The organism is Mesorhizobium sp. WSM4306, assembly GCF_007003975.1.
Taxonomy (GTDB): domain Bacteria; phylum Pseudomonadota; class Alphaproteobacteria; order Rhizobiales; family Rhizobiaceae; genus Mesorhizobium.
In genome coordinates, this window is the sequence record NZ_VFTC01000026.1 from 15,653 (window position 1) to 34,777 (window position 19,125).

Below are 19,125 nucleotides of genomic sequence, written 5' to 3' on the forward strand. Positions count from 1 at the left end.
AGCGACGAAATCTGGCGTGCTGATCTTATATGCTGACTGGAAAATATCTTAATACTGCTGCCAACCAGGAATTTCAGGCTGCCTGCGTCTGAAATTCCGGGTTCTGCTTGACCAGCGCGACCTTCAGCTTTTCCATGGCGCGGGCCTCGATCTGGCGGACACGCTCCTTGGAAATGCCGAGCGTCTCGCCGAGCGCTTCCAGCGTAGCGCCCTCGTCGGTCAGCCGGCGTTCCTCGATGATCCTGAGTTCGCGGGCATTGAGCGCGCCAAGCGCTGCTTTCAACCAGAGCAGGCGACGTTCGAAATCGATGGTGTCGCTGGCGACTTCGTCCGGCAGCGGATCGTCCGAGACCAGGAAGTCCATGCGCTCGGTGGTGCCGGTATCGTCGGCGAGCGGCGCGTTGAGCGAGGAGTCGGGTGCCGAAAGCCTGGAATCCATCATCGCCACATCGGCCTCGGAGACGCCGAGCGCTACCGAGACTTCGCGATAGAGCGTGGCGTTGGAGATCGGCTCGGTGCCATTGGCCAGCCGGGCGCGCAAGCGCCGCAGATTGAAGAACAGCGCCTTTTGTGCCGAAGAGGTGCCGCCGCGCACGATCGACCAGTTGCGCAGGATGTAGTCCTGCATCGAGGCGCGGATCCACCAGGTCGCGTAGGTCGAGAAGCGCACCTGGCGCTCCGGCTCGAAGCGCGCCGCCGCCTCCAGCAGCCCGACATGGCCCTCCTGGACCAGATCGCCGAGCGGCAGACCGTAGTGGCGGAATTTCGAAGCCATGGAGATAACCAGCCGCATATGCGCGACGGTGATCTGGTGCAGCGCCTGCTGGTCCTGGTCTTCCTTCCAGCGCAAGGCGAGAACATGTTCCTCGTCGCGCTCGAGATAGGGGGCCTTCATCGCCGCGCGGACCATGGTCCGTCCTGCCGTGTCTTCGATCATGCCGCGCTCCTGCTCCCGGACATTTTCGGACGGCCTGGCGGCCGCTGGCTCTATCCTGATGCAATTTCGGACGGAAAACCGGTTTCCCACTTTTCCTGGAATTGCTTTGGGTCTGGCGCAGCTAGGGGTTCTTGAAATGGAACCGCAGCGCCCTACAACAGGGCATGAACGTGCCACACCGGGGATTGGTTCCGCCGCCGATGGCGGTTGTTTTGTGCCATCCGACAGCGCGCGCCGACAGCACAAAACGAGGGCAATCGGCACCCATCTGAGTTACTTTGAGAATCTGATTTCTGGATCGCCATTTTTTTGAAATCTGGTTCCTTATTTTGCGGCTCTCTATCTGTCAGTTTCCGGCTCTCACAAGCGCCGGACACCGGCCAAGGACGGGATCACAGAAAAATGAAATGGCTCAATTCGCTCATCGTCGCCGGAACGCTGCAGGTTCTGGCTGTCACATCCGGCCACGCCGGCGCCAACCTCGACCAGATCAAGCAGGCCGGCACCATCAAGGTCGGCACCGAAGGCACCTATGCGCCCTTCACCTATCACAATGATGCCGGCGCGCTGGTCGGCTTCGACGTCGAGATCGCCAAGGCGATCGGCGACAAGCTCGGCGTGAAAGTCGAGTTCCTCGAAGGCAAATGGGACGGGCTGATCGCCGGTCTCGATGCCAACCGCTATGACGCCGTCATCAACGAGGTCGGCATCACCGACGCGCGCAAGGCCAAGTACGACTTCTCCGATCCCTACATCGCCTCCAAGGCGGTGCTGATCGTGCGCGGCGACGATACCGCCATCAAGACCTTCGCCGATCTCAAGGGCAAGAAGGCGGCGCAGTCGCTGACCTCGAATTTCGGCAAGCTCGCCGAGACAAACGGCGCCGAACTCGTCGGCACCGACGGCTTCGACCAGTCGATCCAGCTTTTGCTCACCGGCCGCGCCGACGCCACCATCAATGACAGCCTGTCCTTCCTCGACTTCAAGAAGCACAAGCCGGACGCCAATGTGAAGATCGCGGCGCAGGAAGAAAACGCCGACTATTCCGGCGTCATCGTGCGCAAGGGCGATCCGGAACTGGTGGCCGCGATCAACAAGGCGCTGGCCGACATCAAGGCCGACGGCACCTACAAGAAGATCGCCGACACCTATTTCGGCCAGGACGTTTCGCAGTAACGAAGGTCTCCCGGCGGTTTGCCGGCAACGACACAATAGCGGCGGGCCGTCTTTGACGGCTCGCCGTTTTTCGCATGATATGACAACCGCAAAATCGCACTGCCGGACCGGTCTAGACGGCATTTACAAGGAGAGGAGCCGCTCGTGCCGCACTGGCTGCAACTGATGCTGGACTCGTTGCCGACGCTGTTGTGGGCGGCGCTGATCTTCACCGTGCCGCTGACTCTGCTGTCGTTTGCGCTCGGCCTGTTCGTCGGCCTGGTTGTCGCTCTGGTGCGGCTGTTCGGGCCGAAGCTGCTGGTCGCCGTGGTCCGCTTCTATGTCTGGATCTTTCGCGGCACGCCGCTTCTGGTGCAGCTGTTCCTGATCTTTTACGGCCTGCCCTCGGTCGGCATATTGCTCGACGCCTTTCCGGCCGCGCTGATCGGCTTCACCCTCAACATCGGCGCCTACAGTTCCGAAATCATTCGCGCCGTGATCGGCTCTGTGCCGAAGGGGCAGTGGGAGGCGGCCTATTCGATCGGGATGACCTGGAGCCAGTCGATGCGGCGCACCATCCTGCCGCAAGCCGGTCGGGTTGCTGTGCCACCGCTGTCCAACACCTTCATCTCGCTGGTCAAGGATACGTCGCTGGCTGCGGCCATCACTGTGCCGGAAATGTTCCAGGCAGCGCAGCGCATCGTCGCCACCACCTATGAGCCGCTGATCCTGTATGTCGAGGCGGCGATCCTTTATCTGGCAATGAGCTCGGTGCTGTCTGCCCTGCAGACGCGGCTGGAGGAAAGGCTCAACCGTTACGGCGGCTTCCTGGAGGCGCGCTCATGATCGGCCTCACCGACATCGAAAAGCGCTTCGGCGACAATCTCGTGCTGAAGGGCGTAACGGTCACCATTGCCGAAGGCAGCGTCACCGCGCTGGTTGGCCCGTCCGGCGGGGGGAAGAGCACGCTGCTGCGCTGCATCAACCTGCTGGAGATCCCGACCTCGGGCACGGTGCGCATCGGCGACGAGACATTGGAATTCCGCCCCGGCATCAAAATCCCCAGCCGGGACATCCAGCGCCTGCGGCTGCAGACCGGCATGGTGTTCCAGAATTTCCAGCTGTTCCCGCACCGCACCGCCATCGAGAACGTCATGGAGGGGCTGGTGACGGTGCTGAAATGGCCAACGGCGAAGGCACGGGAGCGGGCGCTGGCGCTGCTCGAGAAAGTCGGCATGGCGCACAAGGCCGATGCATGGCCTGCGACTCTGTCGGGCGGCCAACAGCAGCGCGTAGCGATTGCCCGCGCGCTGGCGCCGTCGCCCAAGGTGCTGCTCTGCGACGAGCCGACCTCGGCGCTCGATCCTGAACTGGCACAGGAAGTCGTCGACGTGCTGGGAAAACTCGCCAGCGAAGGCACGACAATGGTGATGGCGACGCATGACCTGCGCCTCGCCTCGAAGATCGCTCAAGAAGTGGTGTTTCTCGACGCTGGCGTGGTCGTCGAGAAGGGGCCGTCCGCCGTGGTGTTCAGCAATCCGGAGCGTGAGCGGACGAAGCGTTTTATCGCGACGCTGAAGCAGGAAGCGGCGAAGGAAGGCGGCGCGGCATAGGCCGCGCCTCAGCCCAAACAAAAAACCCGGCGCGAGGCCGGGTTTTTCATGAAAATGTGAAAGCGATCAGGCAGCTTCTTCCTGTTCGGATTCCTCGTTGTCGGCCTTGGCGCCGCGCTTAGGGCCCTTGTTGAGGTTGACCTCGATCAGGCGCACGGCTTCGGTTTCCGACATGCGGTTGACCGCAGCGATCTCACGGGCCATGCGGTCGAGTGCCGCCTCATAGAGCTGACGCTCGGAATAGGACTGCTCCGGCTGGTTGTCGGCGCGGTAGAGGTCGCGCACGACTTCCGAGATCGAGATCAGGTCGCCCGAATTGATCTTGGCATCATATTCCTGGGCGCGGCGCGACCACATAGTGCGCTTGACGCGGGCGCGGCCCTGCACAACCTTCAGCGCGCGCTCGACATAATCCTCTTCCGACAGCTTGCGCATGCCGATGGAGGTCGCCTTGGCGACCGGCACCTTCAACCGCATCTTGTCCTTCTGGAAGTCGATGACGAACAGTTCCAGCTTGTGGCCCGCAACTTCCTGCTCGTCGATCGAGACGATCTGGCCGACGCCGTGGGCCGGATAGACGATGTACTCGCCGGTCTTGAAACCGTGACGTGCCGCGGTGGACTTCTTCTGCGGGGTGATCGTTGCCATTACGCCCTGAACTCCTTGTTGTGGTACCGGCGGCCTGCCGGTCCGAACGCGTGCGACCGGGGACACCGATCGTTTGCCGCACAACAGATGAACCCATCGGAAAAAGCCGAGACCGGCAAACCGCATACATAGCGACTGCCTGGCCCAGATCGCTCTGGTCCGATTGGGGATTTCACCTTTCAGTGATTTGGGGCGCTTGCGCCATAAATCGACGTTGTGTCACCGGCATGTTTCAGCAGATGTAGCACAAAAAGTAGGAAGAATCAAGGTTTTGCTGCAAACGCGAAGGTCGAGCGACATCGCCGCCTGTCAAGGCAGTTAATCTATGATGCGCGTTACGCAGCGTTATGACAGCCAAGTCGGCCGCAGCATCAGTCGCCTTCGCCGGGCTCAGCGGAGAAATATTTCTCGAACTTGCCGGTCTCACCATCGAAGGTCTTGGCGTCGGCCGGAGGCTCCTTCTTGGCGGTGATGTTGGGCCATTTCTCGGCGTATTCGGTGTTGACCTGCAGCCATTTGTCGAGACCCGGCTCGGTGTCGGGCTTGATCGCATCGGCGGGGCATTCCGGTTCGCAGACGCCGCAGTCAATGCACTCGTCGGGATGTATGACGAGCATGTTCTCGCCTTCGTAGAAACAGTCGACCGGACAGACCTCGATGCAGTCCATGTACTTGCATTTGATGCAGTTGTCGGTCACGACATAGGTCATTGGTCGGCTCCGGGACGTCCCGTTTTTGCTAGGCTTTTTGGTGAGGTAACGCCTTTGCCTGCCGCTTGCAAGGGCGGCCATGCCTGGCGGGACCGGCGCTTCCGAAATGGAATTCCAGATGGCGGGCATGGTGAGGAGCGCCAAGGCTTCAGTCTTCGCTGAACAGCCGGTCGGTTTGCCTGCGCTCTTTCTTGGTCGGCCGGCCGCTGCCGGCCTCGCGCAGCGCGGGAATGGCATCGGCAACAGCCTCGCCTTTCGGCGCCGGCGGCGGTGACATATCCTCATAGAGCGTGCGCGCTTCCTCGGCGGGGCCGCGCCGCGTGCCGGTGCCGAGCACCTTCCAGACGAAGATGCGGCGCTCGTGCGTGATGGTCAAAACATCGCCGGGCTTGACCAGATCCGACGCCTGCGCTGCTTTGTCGCTGTTGATGCGGACGCGTCCGGCGACCACCAGCTTGGCCGCCAGCGAGCGCGATTTGACCGCGCGCGAGAAGAACAGCCATTTGTCGATGCGCTGACGACCTTCTGCAACCATCGCAGCGCGCCTGAGCCTACTTCTTCAGCTGATCGCGCAAGGCGGCGAGCTTAGCGAAGGGCGAATCCGGATCGAAACGCACCGGCCGTTCCTCGCGCGGCTTGGCCTGGAAGGCCGGCTTGCCGCCTTGCGGGCCGCCCTTGCCTTCGGGCCTGCCGCCCTTCCAGTCGGGCCGGCCTTCGCGGGGACGCTCGCCTTGCGGCTTGCCGTCGCGGCGCTGTTCGCCCTCGGCCTGCGGCTTGGGCTTGAACTTCGAGCGGTCGAAGCGTGGCTTGGCAGCACCGTCGCGCTGGTCGCGCCGGCCCTGATAGGCCGGCCGTTCGCCCGTTGCCGGCTGTCCGCCGGCGGCATCGGCAGGCGAGTCGGTGCGGGCAGCCTGGCCGTTGCGCGGGCGATTGCGGTTTTCGTGGCGATGACGCGGGCGCTGCTCGAAACGGCCCTGCCGCCACAACAGGATTGGTTTTGGTTCTTCAGCCTCTGGCGCGGCTTCGCCAGTTCCACCCTCCCCCTCGTGGGGAGGGTCGGCGCGCAGCGCCGGGGTGGGGGCAGCGCCGGCGTCGTCAGTTGCATCTTCAGCGTCGGCGGCGTCAGCACGACCTGCTTCGTCAGCGCCGTCACCCCCACCCGCGTCGCTTCGCGCCGCGACCTCCCCCATCGAGGGGGAGGTAAGGGCGTCGGCGCTTTCGGTGACAGTGACGTCGGCGACAGCTTCTGTAACGGGCGGGACTTCTTCCGCGATTTCTGCGGGAGCTTCGATTTGATCTTCAGAAACAGCCTCCGCTGCCTGTTCGGCAACGGCCTCTGGGGTATCCTCTGACGTAACTTCTGCGGCGGTGGCTTCAACAGCCGCATCCGGCTCTGAAGCCTCTACCGGCGCCTCGGTGACAGCATCCGCTGCGGCGGCTTCCGCCGCAGCCTTGGCAGCCGCTTCCGCCAGCTTGGCTGCCGCGGCTTCCCGCGCGGCATTGTCCTGCGCTTCCAGCCGTGCCTTCACCTCTGCGGGCGGCTTCGGCTCGGCGCGGTAGCCGAGACCCTTCAGGATCTCTTCCATATCGTCGGCGGTGGCGCCGAGGATCGACATCATCGGCGGTGTCACCATGAAGGACTGGCCGTCATAGGCGCCGTCCGGGCGCTGGCCGAGGCCGGGCTTCCAGTTGGTCGCGGGGCGGATCAGGTCGGCCAGCCGTTCCAGAATGTCGATGCGCACGGCGCGGCGGCCGAGATTGCGGTAGCCGGCGAGCTTGTAGAAGGCCTTGTCGAAAGCCGGGTCGATGACCACCGAGGTGCGGCCGGAGGCCAGCGCGTGCACCACGTCGCCGAAGCCGGGCTTGTCCTTGCCGTCATTCTTCAGCGCCCACAAAAGCGTGATCAGGCCGGCGGGTGCGGGCTTGATCAGCGCCGGCACGAAGACGTGGTAGGCGCCAAAACGCACACCGAGCCGGCGCAGGGCAGCGCGTCCCTCCTGGTCGAGTGACTTCATCTCTTCGGCGATGTCGCGGCGGTTGATGAGGCCGAAATGCTCGACGAGCTGGAAGGCGATGCCACGGCCGATGCCGGTGATCTGCTCGGCGTTCTTGAGGTCGACCAGCGGCTTCAGCAGCGACTCGATCTGGAAATTGACGAAACGCTCGGCGCGCGCGGCGACCTTGTCGCGGGCGGGGCCGGTCAGCTGCTCGTCGGCCAGCAGCACCAGGCGCGGCTTCAGCGCGTCCTCGCCGGCAACCAGCGTGCCGATCGGTGCGCCGATCCAGCGCAGCGTGCCGTCGGAGCCCAGCGCCAGGTCGCCATTGGCGCAGGCGCCGAAGCGTTCGGCGCGCGCCTCGAACTCGGCGGCCAGCGCCTTTTGCGCTGCCGTGCGCACGGCCTTGGCGTCTTCGCCGCCGGCGCTCTGGTCGGCGGTGAAGCGGAACCCTTGCAACTCGCCGACATGGTGGCCTTCGACAAGGACGGTTCCGGTAGGGCTGATTTCGGCTTCAGGCATTGTATTTTCTCTAAGGCGCCGCATGAGGACGGAAGTCCTGCGGTCTACAAACCGTTTCGTCAACCGCTCATGCAGCGCATCCGACAATCTGTCTTCGATTTCGCGCGTCTTTTCCTGCCAGTGTGCCTGATCGGCCAGCCAGCCGGGCCGGTTGGACACGAATGTCCAGGTGCGGATCTGGGCAATGCGGTGCGACAGCGTGTCGATATCGCCCTCGGTCGTGTCGGCCCTGCGCACCTGCTCGGCCATGTAGTTCTCGTCGACATGGCCGTGTTTGGCGAGGTCCGTATAGATCGAGGCGATGAGGTCGGAGTGCTGGGCCGGCGCGATCTTGCGGTAGTCGGGGAGCGCGCAAGCCTCCCACAACAGCGCCACGCGCTTGGCGTTGGTGGCGAGCGCGCGGATGTCCTCGTCGCGGGAGAGATGTTCGAGCGCCTGCGCATCGACCGCCGGCAGCGCCCGCGTCAGCCCTTCGACCGGGGCGTTGGTCTCGATCGAGCGCTTCAGCGCGTCGAGGCTGGCGAAATCGAAATGCGCGGTACGCCATTGCAGCACCTTCACCGGGTCGAACTCATGGCCTTCGATGCGCTTGACCAGTTCCTCATCCAGCGGATCGACCTGGCCGGTGACGCCGAAAGTGCCGTCGCGCAGATGGCGGCCGGCGCGGCCGGCAATCTGGCCGAGCTCAGCCGCCGTCAGATTGCGGTACTGGTAGCCGTCGAATTTGCGGTTCTGGGCAAAGGCGACATGATCGAGATCGAGGTTGAGACCCATGCCGATGGCGTCGGTGGCAACGAGATAGTCGACGTCGCCGGCCTGGAACATCGCCACCTGGGCGTTGCGGGTGCGTGGGCTGAGCGCGCCGAGCACGACGGCGGCGCCACCCTGCTGGCGGCGGATCAGTTCGCCGATGGCATAGACCTCGTCGGCGGAGAAGGCGACGATGGCGGTGCGACGCGGCAAACGGGTCAGCTTCTTCGAGCCGGCATAGGCGAGATGCGACAGCCGCGGCCGCGTCACCACGGAGACGCCCTTCAGCAGGCGCTGCAGAATGCCATGCATGGTGGCGGCACCGAGCAGCAGGGTTTCCTGGCGGCCGCGAAGATGCAGGATGCGGTCGGTAAAGATGTGGCCGCGCTCGAGGTCGCCGGCAAGCTGCACCTCGTCGATGGCTACGAAGGCGGCGTCGGTCTCGCGCGGCATGGCTTCGACAGTACAGACCGAATATTTCGCGCCGGGCGGCTGGATCTTTTCCTCGCCGGTGATCAGCGCCACTTTGTGGGCGCCGACCTTTTCGCAAACGCGGGCGTAGACTTCGCGGGCCAGAAGGCGGAGCGGCAGGCCGATGATACCGCTCTCATGCGCCACCATGCGCTCGATGGCGAGATGGGTCTTGCCGGTGTTGGTTGGCCCCAGCACAGCAGTCACGTCGCGGCCCGACAGGATCAGCGGCTCGGTGTGTTTCGGCTGGATGTTCATCGGCCCTGAAATGAGGCTTTCTGCATCGTGTTGTCGGGAGCGCACCCTTAAATGGCGCGTATGACAGGCGACACATAGGGATTTCAGGCGCGAAGCGAAAGCGGAATGTTCGGCCCGGCGTCCAGAGGTCCTCCTTCGAGGTCGGGATTCGCTGCTGCTTAACAGTTGGAACGAGTCTGGAACGAATCGGAGACGAATCAGTGACTCCTGCAGATTCAGCTTTTGTTCACGGCTATATGTGGATCTCTCAGCAGCTGAACTCACCACATGCTGAATCGTCGGAACTGGCCCGATTCATGCAGGGCGAGCTTTGCCATTAACCTTTGCCGGTGAAGCATGGTCACCGTGCAAGGGCCGTTGGCCAAGATTATGAAATTATTGACTTTTCTTAACCGGCCTTGACCATTTGGCAGAGCTTTTCGGCCTTCGCCATTAACGTTTCGGTCAAAGCAGGAACGAATCGGCGACGAATCAGCGATGAGCGGGTTTTCCCGATTTGTTCACCCCAATATGTTGTGTTATCCACAGCTTGCCCACCGAGAATTCACAGCTTGTGAAGCGGGTTTCGCACAGCCTGAGCCGGCGCCGTTAATCTTTGCGTGCCGGAACGGGGCAGTGCCGACATGGAAGCCTGAGAGCGTTGCCTGTCGACGACAAAAAACGGGCGCGAGCCGGCCCGTTTTTTCTCTCAGGCGAAATGCTGTCGCTCAGGCGAAATACTGGCCGCCATTGGCGGTGATGGTTGAGCCGGTGATGAAGCCGGCATCCTCGGAGGCGAGGAAGACGACGCAGCGCGCGATCTCTTCCGGCTCGCCGAGGCGGCCGACCGGGATCTGCGGGATGATGCGTTCGTTGAGCACCTTCTCGTCGATTGCCCTGACCATCTCGGTGGCGATGTAGCCGGGGCAGATGACATTGACGGTGATGCCCGCGCGAGCCCCTTCCTGGGCAAGCGCCTTGGAGAAGCCGATGTCGCCGGCCTTGGCGGCGGAATAGTTGACCTGGCCGGCCTGGCCCTTCTGGCCGTTGATCGAAGAGATGGTGATGACGCGGCCGAACTTGCGGTCGCGCATGCCGCCCCACAGCGGATGCGTCATGTTGAAGACGCCGGAGAGGTTGGTGTCGATGACTTCTTTCCACTGCTCGCGCGTCAGCTTGTGGAACATGGCGTCGCGGGTGATGCCGGCATTGTTGACCAGCACCGAGACCGGGCCGAGATCGGCCTCGACCTGTTTGATCCCGACGGCGCAGGCGTCATAGTCGGCAACCGACCATTTGTAGGTCTTGATGCCGGTCTGCGCCGTGAACTTCGCCGCTGCCTCGTCATTGCCGGCATAGTTGGCGGCAACCGTATAGCCCGCATTCTTCAGGCCGATCGAAATGGCGGCGCCGATGCCGCGCGATCCACCGGTGACGAGCGCTGTTTTGGTCATGAACTTCCTCCCTGTTGGTGGAGGAGCGAGTAGCGAATAGCGAGTAGCGAGCAGGGACTAGAGATCCTGCCGCGCCAACGCCATTCTTCCCTATTCGCTACTCCCTATTCGCTACTCACTTCCTTAAAGCGCTTCCACGCACAGAGCGACGCCCATGCCGCCGCCGATGCACAACGTGGCGAGTCCCTTCTTGGCGCCGCGGCGGCGCATCTCGAAGACCAGTGTGTTGAAGACGCGCGCGCCGGAGGCGCCGATCGGATGGCCGATGGCAATCGCCCCGCCATTGACGTTGACGATCGAGGTATCCCAGCCCATGCCCTTGTTGACGGCGCAGGCCTGTGCGGCGAAGGCCTCATTGGCCTCGACGAGGTCGAGGTCCTTGACCGACCAGCCGGCCTTCTCCAGCGCCCGCTTCGAAGCGGGAATAGGTCCGGTACCCATGATCGCCGGATCGACGCCGGCGGTCGCCCAGGACGCGATGCGCACCAGCGGGGTGATGCCGCGCCGCGTGGCTTCAGCCTCGGTCATCAGCAACGCGCCGGCAGCGCCGTCATTGATGCCGGAAGCGTTGGCAGCGGTCACCGTGCCGTCCTTGTCGAACGCCGGCTTAAGCTTGGTCATGGCATCGATCGTGGCGCCATGGCGGATGTACTCATCCTGGTCGACAACGGTGTCGCCCTTCCTTCCCTTGATGGTGACGGCGACGATCTCGTCGTTGAACTTGCCGGCCTTCTGGGCGGCCTCGGCCTTGTTCTGCGAGGCCAGCGCGAATTGGTCCTGGTCGTCGCGGGTGATCTGGAACTGGCGGGCGACGTTCTCGGCTGTGTTGCCCATGTGGTAGCCGTTGAAGGCGTCCCACAGGCCATCCTTGATCATGGTGTCGATCATCTTGTAGTCGCCCATCTTGACGCCGGCGCGCAGGTGCTCGGCGTGCGGCGACAGCGACATCGACTCCTGGCCGCCGGCGATGATCACCTTGGCGTCGCCGGTGGCGATCTGCTGCATGCCGAGCGCGATGGCGCGCAGGCCCGAGCCGCAAACCTGGTTGAGGCCCCAGGCGGTGGTCTCCTTGGGCAGGCCGGCATTGATCGACGCCTGGCGGGCAGGGTTCTGGCCTTGTGCCGCCGTCAGCACCTGGCCGAGAATGACCTCATCGACTTCGCCCGGCTCGACACCGGCGCGCGACAAAAGCTCCTTGATGACGACGGCGCCAAGCTCATGCGCCGGTGTGGCGGCGAAGGCGCCGTTGAAGGAGCCGACGGCGGTGCGTGCGGCGCTGGCAACGACGATTGAATTGGAAGCGGACATTTTTCTCTCCAGACTTCGAGGTGTCGTGTTCTTGGGTGTTGTTGAGGACTTTTCTTGCCCGTTCCACACCCCAAGTCAAACCGGAAATGGGCATGCCGGCCATGCGCCGCAAGCAGGGCACGGGCAGCCGGCGCGATCGCCCGGGCTTTGCTGCGCAGCATATTTAGCCCGCCATGCAGCATTAAATGATGCCGCACTGCACAAAGCGCTTGGAATTATGGAGCTTTTGCGCTTATCCTTCAAAATGGCGCAATCGTTACCGGCGGCTTACTCAGGCACGCCGGTGTCCCCGGAGGATGCTGATGGCCGCGAAAGACGACCCAATCATTATCAAGAAATATGCCAATCGCCGTCTCTACAACACCGGTACCAGCACCTATGTGACGCTCGAGGATCTGGCCGAGATGGTCAAGAAGGGCGAGGAGTTCACCGTCCAGGATGCCAAGACAGGCGACGACATCACCCATCCGGTTCTGACCCAGATCATCTTCGAGCTGGAGAACAAGGATGGGCAGAACATGCTGCCGATCCCGTTCCTGCGCCAGCTGATCGCCTTCTATGGCGACCAGATGCAGATGATCGTGCCGAGCTTCCTCGAACAGTCGATGATCGCCTTTTCCAAGGAGCAGGAGCGCTTCCGCGAACAGATGAAGGGCGCGATCGGCAAGTCGCCGCTCGACGTGATGAAGATCGCCACGCCGATCAAGGCGCTGGAAGAGCAGACGCGGCGCAATATGGAAATGTTCCAGAACGCCATGCGACTGTTCACGCCGTTCCCAAGCGCTGCCGCGGCTGCACCCGAGCCGGCGCGCAAGGAAGCGCCGGAAAAGAGCGGCGACGACCTTCAGGAGTTGAAAGAACAGATCGCCGCCATGCAGCGCAAGCTCGACACGATGTCGTAAGCGACCGCCGCATGGTCGACCGCCTCGATTGGTTGAGGCGGCCTTGCCGTCACGGGTCGATTTTCAGCTTCCACGGTTCCCAGATCTCGTCGGGCTGCCCATCGAGTGAGCGGTAGAAGGCCTTCGCCGGCAGATTGGATTTCAGCACCGTCCATTTGATGGCGGACGCGCCGATGCCGATGGCGTATTGGCGAAGCTGTTCAACAAGCGCATGGCCGACCGTCATGCCGCGCGCTGCCTCGGCGACGTAGAGTTCCTTGAGCCAGACGACCGGCTGCAGGTCGTAAGTCCAGGGGATGATGTAGTGGACGGCGATGCCGACGATGACGTCCTCTTGCTCCGCCACGAGCACGCCGAACCGGGGCGATGGCCCCAGCCCGTGTTCGACAAGGTCCGCTTCGGTGAGGCGGAACTTGTCGTCATAGCCCTCGAAGACGGCCAGCGCCCGCATAAGCGCGAGCACCGCGCCGACATCCTGCCGTCCGAACGGACGGACCATAATTGCCGCCATCTGCCTGCTTTCGCTTGTCTGCAAGGTCGACCATATAGCGAACACGCTCCCGCGCCAGCCTAGTGCTGAACCAAGGCTCATGCGTGCAAGACGCCGGGCTCCTTGCCGGAAGTGAAGGGGAGTTCCTCGTCCTGCCAGCCGGTAATGCCGCCGATCATGACCTTCACGGGACGACCGAGGCCGGCCAGCTTGTACGCCGCCCGATCCGCGCCATTGCAATGCGGTCCCGCGCAATAGACGACGAACAGCGTCTCTCCCGGCCACTTTGCCATCCGTTCGGCCGATATTTCGCGATGCGGCAGATGCAGCGCGCCCGGCACATGGCGGCGTTCATAGGCTTCCGGCGAACCGACCACATGCAAAAGGACAAAATCCTGATCGCCGCTGCGCAGCGCCGCGGCGACGTCGGAACAGTCGGTCTCGACGGAAAGCCGGCGCAGGAAATGGTCGCGGGCGATTTCCGGCGATGCCGCCGGAATGTCTGTCACGTAGCTCATCGATGACCTCCATTGCTGATGCGACGGAGAGATAAAGCACCAGGACGAGCGATTGCGGCTGGCAGCTTTGCCATATATCGTCAAGATCATGCCAAATGTGCCTTCCGCCAATCCGCGCCCTGCCAACCCTCTCGTCGTTGCCGTTGCCTATGACGGACTTTGCACGTTCGAGTTTGGCGTGGCGGTCGAAGTCTTCGCCTTGCCCAGGCCGGAAATGGGCAAGGACTGGTACCGCTTTGCCGTTGCCGGGATCGACGCCGGCGAAATGCGCGCGCTGGGCGGCGTGCGCATCGTTGCCGATGGCGGGGTCGATCTGATCCGCCAGGCCGGCACGGTGATCGTGCCTGGATGGCGCGGATCGGAGGCGCCGGTGCCGCCGGGGCTGATCGAGGCGCTTCAAAAGGCACACGAGCGCGGCGCACGAATTCTTTCGATCTGTTCGGGCGTGTTCGTGCTTGCCGCCGCAGGCCTGCTAGCAGGCAAACGGGCGACGACGCATTGGCGCTATAGCGAGAAGCTGACGGAGCTGTACCCTGATATCACCGTGGTTCCTGACGTCTTGTACATCGATGAGGGAAACGTCCTGACATCGGCCGGGAGTGCCGCGGGCATCGATCTTTGCCTGCATCTGGTGCGGCGCGACTTCGGTACCAAAGCGGCAAACATGGTCGCGCGTCGTCTGGTGGTGCCGCCGCACCGCGACGGCGGTCAGGCGCAATATGTCGAGAGTTCCGTTCCCGAGCCGCATGAGCGCAGCCGGCTCGGGCCTTTGATCGACAGAATGCGCGCGGATATTTCGGCCGACTATCCCGTCGCCCTCCTGGCCGAACTAGCCGGGATGAGCGAGCGGACATTTCTGCGCCGGTTCGCGGCCGCAACCGGGGTCACACCCGCGCGCTGGCTGCTGTCGGAACGGCTTTCGCGGGCGCGCACGCTGCTGGAAGACACCGCCATGCCGATCGAGCGGATTGCCGAGACCGCCGGGTTCGGCGCGGCAGGCACGTTGCGGCATCATTTTCGTCAGCAGTTCGCCACGACGCCCGTCGCCTACCGTGCGCGGTTTGGGGCGAAGTCAGCCTGAGAGTTGGAACGATCAGGTCAACGCTCCCTCATAGCGGCCGCGCGGCCTGATGATGCTGCCGCTCAAGATCTGCTCGACCATATGCGAGGCCCAGCCGACGCTGCGCCCAAGCGCAAACAAATGAAATGGCGCATCGCGCGGCAAGCCAAAACTACGTGTCAGTGCAGCCAGGGCAAAGTCGATGTTCGGTTGCGTGCCGGTCGCAGCGATGGCAGCTTTTTGCAACTGTTGCAGCGTCTCGTCGACGGGAATAACTGCAAGAAGTGCGGTGGCACGGGGGTCGCCATCGGGATAGAGCGGATGGCCGAATGCCGGCAAGGGCCGGTCATGGCCAAGCCAGCGCCGGATCGCCGCCTCGGCGCCGTGCCGAGCCGCATCCTCCGCCAGCTGCATCACCGCTTCGCCGGCGCCGCCATGGCGCGGGCCGGTTAGCGTCGCCAGGCCCGCCAGCAGGCATGCGGCGGGCGAGGCTCCGGTCGAGGCGGCGACGCGGGCGGTGAAGGTCGATGCGTTGAGTTCATGATCGGCAAGCAGGACAAGGGCGCAGCGGATCGCCTCCGCGCCGGTATCCTCCGCCGACCAGCCCCGCGCCAGACGCCGATGCATAGGCGCCGTGCCGCCCGCGGCGCCCAGCGATTGCGCCAGCGCCCCTATTGTGTGCGCAGCCTCGGTGCACAGCGAGGCGGCGCTGCGTCCAAGCGAAGGCCGCCCCTGGCTGGCAAGCATGGCAAGCTGTGCAAAAGCCGAAGCGCGACCGGCTGCATGAGGCGCCTCAGACGACGGTGCCTTGAAAGCCACCGGTTCGGCCGAAGCCCAAAGCACGGCGGCGGTTTCCTCCAGCGTGGCGGATTTGGACAGCGCGACGGCATCCTGCCCCCGGTAGATGAGGCGACCGTGCACAACGGTAGAAATTGCGGTCACTATCGAAGGCTCGCCCCAGGCGATCGCGCTCTCGGCGATGGCCGAGGGACTGCGGCCGCGCGCCCGGCGGGTGGCAAGTGCGGCGATGTCGTCAAGGCGATACTGGCTGCGGCGCGGGTCGGTCTCATCGGGCCGCATGCCGATGCGGCCACGGCTGACATAGGCGTAGAGCGTCTGCGGCCGGACCTTGAGCCTTTCCAGCGCCTCTTCTCGCGACAGCCATTCGGACATTTTGACCCTGATATTGATTATATTGATCAAGATTGATGAATGTGTGGTCAACCCTTATCTTCTGCGGAGAAGAGCTGCAAGGAGATGAGACATGGCAAACGGGCTCGATGATGTGGTGGCGGCGGAGACGGTGCTCTCCGATGTCGATGGTCTCGGCGGCCATCTGACGATCCGAGGTTATGCCTTGCCGAAGCTGGCCGGCCGCTGGCGCTACGCGCAGGTGGTTCGCCTGCTGCTGGACGGTTTCTTCGACGATCTGCCCAGCGATGCGGAACTGGCGGCAAGACTGGGCGACGCTCGCGTCGAGGTGTTCGAGCGGCTCAAGCCTTCGCTGCCGCTTCTGGCGCCGCTTGACGTCTACAGCGCCATGCGCGCCGGCATGGCGCAACTGCCGGACGGCGAGACGCTGGCGGACGCGTTGCGGCTGATCGCAGCGCCGGCGGTGCTGACGCCAGCCCTGCTGCGCTTCAAGCGCGGCGAGCAGCCGATCGCACCGGACGCCAAGGTCGATCATGCTGCCGACATATTGCGAATGCTCAAGGGGGCGGTCCCGTCGCCGGCTTTGGCAAAAGCGCTCGACACTTATCTGGTGACCGTCTGCGACCACGGCCTCAATGCCTCGACTTTTGCTACCCGCGTCGTCGCTTCGACGCAGGCCGGGCTGACATCTTCTGTTTTGGCCGGGCTAGGCGCGCTCAAAGGGCCGCTGCATGGCGGCGCGCCCGGCCCGGTGATCGAGATGCTCGACGAGATCCAGGCGCATGGCGATGCCGCCGCCTGGCTGCGCGACGAAGTCCAGCATGGCGAGCGCATTATGGGCTTCGGCCATCGCATCTACCGCGTGCGCGATCCGCGCGCCGATGTGCTGAAAGCGGTGGTGCGGCAACTCGGCGGTGAAGGCGATACCGGTCGCCGGCTGGCCTTTGCCGAAAAGGTCGAGCAGACCGCGCTCGAGGTGCTTCGCATCGCCAAGCCGCAGCGCTCGCTGCAGACCAATGTCGAGTTCTACACCGCGCTGGTGCTGGAGGCGGCGGGCTTTCCGCCAGCGGCGTTCAGCAATGTCTTTGCCGCCGGGCGCGTCGCCGGCTGGATCGCGCATGCGCGCGAACAGCAGACCACGGGCCGGCTGATCCGGCCGCAATCGCGCTATGTCGGGCCAGTGCCGAAGCTTGTGGCCTGAGGCTCCAGGTCTATTTCGGAAGAACATGGCCTCTCCGCCTCACGGCGGAGAGGCTTTTTCTTTATGACCAAAATTTCATGTGATCACGCGACCGTGTTCGTGTTCTTGCCTCGGTCATCCCTTATATGCTGCACTGCAACATAAGTCCGCTGCAGTCGAACCCGCCCGATTCCCGGGCGGGATAAGGCAGCAGCGACCAAACCGATACAGGAACGCCATGACGAAGAACGGCAAGGCGGAGGAAACCAAGAAGATCAACATCGCGCTGCAGGGCGGCGGCTCGCATGGGGCTTTCTCCTGGGGCGTGCTCGACCGGCTGCTGGAGGATGGCAGGCTCGACATTGCAGCGGTGTCCGGCACCAGCGCCGGCGCCATGAACGCGGTCGCGCTGGCCGACGGCTTCGTGCGCGGCGGCGTCGATGGTGCGCGGCAGAAGCTCGACGATTTCTGGCGTGCGGTGGCGGCGAAGGGCCGCTTCAGCCCGGTGCAGCGCATGCCGTGGGACGTCGCCTGGGGCAACTGGTCAATCGAAAACACGCCCGGCTATTTCTTCTTCGACACCATGTCGCGGGTGTTTTCGCCCTATGTCGCCAATCCGCTTGGGCTGAACCCGCTGCGCGACGTGGTCGAACAGGAGATCGATTTCGCCAATGTCCACGCCTGCAAGTCGATGGAACTGTTCATCTCGGCGACCAATGTCGAGACCGGACAGTTGCGGGTCTTTTCCGACGGTGAGATCGATCTCGACACGGTGATGGCCTCGGCCTGCCTGCCGCAATTGTTCCGCGCTGTCGAGATCAAGGGTGTGCCCTATTGGGATGGCGGTTATGGCGGCAATCCGGCGCTGTACCCGTTCTTCAAGACGGCGGCGACCGAGGACGTGCTGCTGGTACAGATCAATCCGGTGGTGCGTGAGGGCACGCCGAGAAGCGCCAACGAGATCCAGAACCGCATCGACGAGATCACCTTCAATGCCGGGCTTTTGCGTGAATTCCGTTCGATCGCCTTCGTCAAGGAACTGATCGCCGCCGGCCGTCTGCCGCGCGGCGAATACCGTGACATCCGCATGCATCGCATCGATGCCGACGAGGCGTTCAAGGATCTGTCGGCGTCGTCGAAGGTCAATGCCGAATGGGCCTTCCTGACCTATCTGCGCGATCTCGGCCGCATAGCGGCCAGCGACTGGCTGGAAGAGAACTACGACGCTGTCGGCAAGCGCCCGACGCTCGATCTCTCCGGCGAGTTGGACGACGGCTTCAAGCCGGTGCGCGGGCCGTCGCCGGGACGGCGGGTCAAGGAATTCCTCGCGGCGCGCAAGAAGCCTGAGGCAGAGCGCCGTCAGGCCTGAAGTGCGAGGTCGATCACCTTGACCAGCGCGGCCACGGCCGTGCGCTGTTCGTCCGGGTCGCTGATGCGCGCCTTCATGCCTTCCAGCCCGTCAAGCAGCATGTCGGCGAGCAGCCGCGCCGACAGGCCCTTGGCCGCCAGGTCGACACCGTTGCGCCTGGCTTCGCTCTCGATCGCTGTGGCGATATGGGCGCCGAGGCCATCGCGCCAGCAGCCGACTAGGTCGGCAAGGCTCGACTTCATGTCGAGCAGCTCGGCGCCGTGCGGTGAGGCAATGACGGTGCGCATCATCGAGATCAGCGCTTCGTCGATGGCTTGCGTCATCCGCTCGGCGAAGGCGCGATCGCCGGCCAGCGCCACTTTTGCCGCCTCGACCGAGCGCGACAAAATCATCATCGCTATGGCGCGAAAAATGTCGGTCTTGTTCTTGAACAGCAGATAGAGCGCCGGCCGCGACATGTCGGCGGCACGCGCAATGTCGTCCATGGTGGTGCGCGAAAAACCATAGGCCAGGAACACCTTCAAGGCGCCGTCCAGAATGCGGGTGCGCCTGGGGTCTGTGGTGGTGATGTCTTCGATCTGATTCACGGCTGCGACACTATCTGCGGAACCTCTATTGACAAAATTACGAAATTTGTCAACTTGTAAGAGCGAGA

At 63.6% G+C, this 19,125-nt stretch carries 18 protein-coding genes; 7 read left to right on the top strand and 11 right to left on the bottom strand.

Features of this window, described 5'->3' with window-relative positions:
- Nucleotides 1-73: 73 nt before the first annotated feature.
- A complete protein-coding gene (locus FJV77_RS25070; RefSeq protein WP_142869276.1) occupies nt 74-937 on the bottom strand; it encodes an RNA polymerase factor sigma-32 in 864 nt (287 codons plus the stop codon).
- 402 nt (nt 938-1,339) lie between these two features.
- On the opposite strand from FJV77_RS25070, the gene FJV77_RS25075 reads away from it, so the two are divergent.
- The 3 genes from FJV77_RS25075 (at nt 1,340) to FJV77_RS25085 (ending at nt 3,705) form a co-directional block, all read left to right on the top strand.
- Entirely contained in the window at nt 1,340-2,113 is a 774-nt protein-coding gene (locus tag FJV77_RS25075; RefSeq protein ID WP_142869277.1) for an amino acid ABC transporter substrate-binding protein, read from the top strand.
- 144 nt (nt 2,114-2,257) lie between these two features.
- A complete protein-coding gene (locus tag FJV77_RS25080; protein WP_142869278.1) occupies nt 2,258-2,938 on the top strand; it encodes an ABC transporter permease subunit in 681 nt (226 codons plus the stop codon).
- Nucleotides 2,935-3,705, top strand: coding sequence for an amino acid ABC transporter ATP-binding protein (locus FJV77_RS25085; RefSeq protein ID WP_142869279.1), 771 nt, complete (start codon nt 2,935-2,937; stop codon nt 3,703-3,705). The genes FJV77_RS25080 and FJV77_RS25085 overlap by 4 nt, the downstream gene beginning before the upstream one ends.
- A gap of 66 nt (nt 3,706-3,771) precedes the next feature.
- Here the strand turns inward: FJV77_RS25085 and FJV77_RS25090 are convergent, their stop codons facing one another.
- The 6 genes from FJV77_RS25090 to FJV77_RS25115 all read right to left on the bottom strand — a co-directional run bounded on the left by FJV77_RS25090 (nt 3,772) and on the right by FJV77_RS25115 (nt 11,799).
- On the bottom strand, nt 3,772-4,353 hold the full coding sequence (locus FJV77_RS25090) for a CarD family transcriptional regulator (RefSeq protein WP_112559634.1): 582 nt from the start codon (nt 4,351-4,353) through the stop codon (nt 3,772-3,774).
- Between the two features lie 371 nt (nt 4,354-4,724).
- Nucleotides 4,725-5,063, bottom strand: coding sequence for a ferredoxin FdxA (gene fdxA, locus FJV77_RS25095; RefSeq protein ID WP_142869280.1), 339 nt, complete (start codon nt 5,061-5,063; stop codon nt 4,725-4,727).
- 148 nt (nt 5,064-5,211) lie between these two features.
- Nucleotides 5,212-5,598 (bottom strand): RNA-binding S4 domain-containing protein, encoded by a 387-nt coding sequence (locus FJV77_RS25100; RefSeq protein WP_142869281.1) that lies wholly within the window; start codon nt 5,596-5,598, stop codon nt 5,212-5,214.
- Nucleotides 5,599-5,614: 16 nt separating this feature from the next.
- Complete coding sequence (locus FJV77_RS25105) at nt 5,615-9,058, bottom strand: helicase-related protein (RefSeq protein ID WP_142869282.1); 3,444 nt, start codon at nt 9,056-9,058, stop codon at nt 5,615-5,617.
- A 707-nt stretch (nt 9,059-9,765) separates the two neighbouring features.
- Complete coding sequence (gene phbB / locus FJV77_RS25110) at nt 9,766-10,491, bottom strand: acetoacetyl-CoA reductase (RefSeq protein WP_142869283.1); 726 nt, start codon at nt 10,489-10,491, stop codon at nt 9,766-9,768.
- 123 nt (nt 10,492-10,614) lie between these two features.
- Entirely contained in the window at nt 10,615-11,799 is a 1,185-nt protein-coding gene (locus FJV77_RS25115; protein ID WP_142869284.1) for an acetyl-CoA C-acetyltransferase, read from the bottom strand.
- A 302-nt stretch (nt 11,800-12,101) separates the two neighbouring features.
- On the opposite strand from FJV77_RS25115, the gene phaR reads away from it, so the two are divergent.
- Nucleotides 12,102-12,701, top strand: a complete 600-nt coding sequence (phaR, locus tag FJV77_RS25120; RefSeq protein ID WP_142869285.1) for a polyhydroxyalkanoate synthesis repressor PhaR — start codon at nt 12,102-12,104, stop codon at nt 12,699-12,701.
- A 49-nt stretch (nt 12,702-12,750) separates the two neighbouring features.
- On the opposite strand, the gene FJV77_RS25125 is transcribed toward phaR, so the two are convergent.
- Together FJV77_RS25125 and FJV77_RS25130 are read right to left on the bottom strand one after the other, a co-directional pair.
- A complete protein-coding gene (locus FJV77_RS25125; protein ID WP_185973507.1) occupies nt 12,751-13,200 on the bottom strand; it encodes a GNAT family N-acetyltransferase in 450 nt (149 codons plus the stop codon).
- Between the two features lie 89 nt (nt 13,201-13,289).
- On the bottom strand, nt 13,290-13,709 hold the full coding sequence (locus tag FJV77_RS25130; RefSeq protein ID WP_142869287.1) for a rhodanese-like domain-containing protein: 420 nt from the start codon (nt 13,707-13,709) through the stop codon (nt 13,290-13,292).
- A 67-nt stretch (nt 13,710-13,776) separates the two neighbouring features.
- Between FJV77_RS25130 and ftrA the strand changes: the two genes are divergently transcribed.
- The gene (gene ftrA, locus FJV77_RS25135; RefSeq protein ID WP_210246365.1) at nt 13,777-14,790 is read left to right on the top strand and encodes a transcriptional regulator FtrA; all 1,014 of its coding nucleotides are present in this window, start codon (nt 13,777-13,779) and stop codon (nt 14,788-14,790) included.
- A 12-nt stretch (nt 14,791-14,802) separates the two neighbouring features.
- Here the strand turns inward: ftrA and FJV77_RS25140 are convergent, their stop codons facing one another.
- Complete coding sequence (locus tag FJV77_RS25140) at nt 14,803-15,942, bottom strand: citrate synthase (RefSeq protein ID WP_142869288.1); 1,140 nt, start codon at nt 15,940-15,942, stop codon at nt 14,803-14,805.
- Nucleotides 15,943-16,033: 91 nt separating this feature from the next.
- Between FJV77_RS25140 and FJV77_RS25150 the strand changes: the two genes are divergently transcribed.
- A complete protein-coding gene (locus tag FJV77_RS25150) occupies nt 16,034-17,122 on the top strand; it encodes a citrate synthase/methylcitrate synthase (RefSeq protein WP_142869289.1) in 1,089 nt (362 codons plus the stop codon).
- Between the two features lie 217 nt (nt 17,123-17,339).
- Nucleotides 17,340-18,470 (top strand): patatin-like phospholipase family protein, encoded by a 1,131-nt coding sequence (locus FJV77_RS25155; RefSeq protein WP_142869290.1) that lies wholly within the window; start codon nt 17,340-17,342, stop codon nt 18,468-18,470.
- On the opposite strand, the gene FJV77_RS25160 is transcribed toward FJV77_RS25155, so the two are convergent.
- Nucleotides 18,461-19,057 carry a TetR/AcrR family transcriptional regulator gene (locus FJV77_RS25160; RefSeq protein ID WP_142869291.1) on the bottom strand — a complete coding sequence of 199 codons (597 nt, stop codon included), beginning with the start codon at nt 19,055-19,057 and terminating at the stop codon, nt 18,461-18,463. The two genes, FJV77_RS25155 and FJV77_RS25160, sit on opposite strands and share 10 nt — an antisense overlap.
- Nucleotides 19,058-19,125 lie beyond the last annotated feature (68 nt).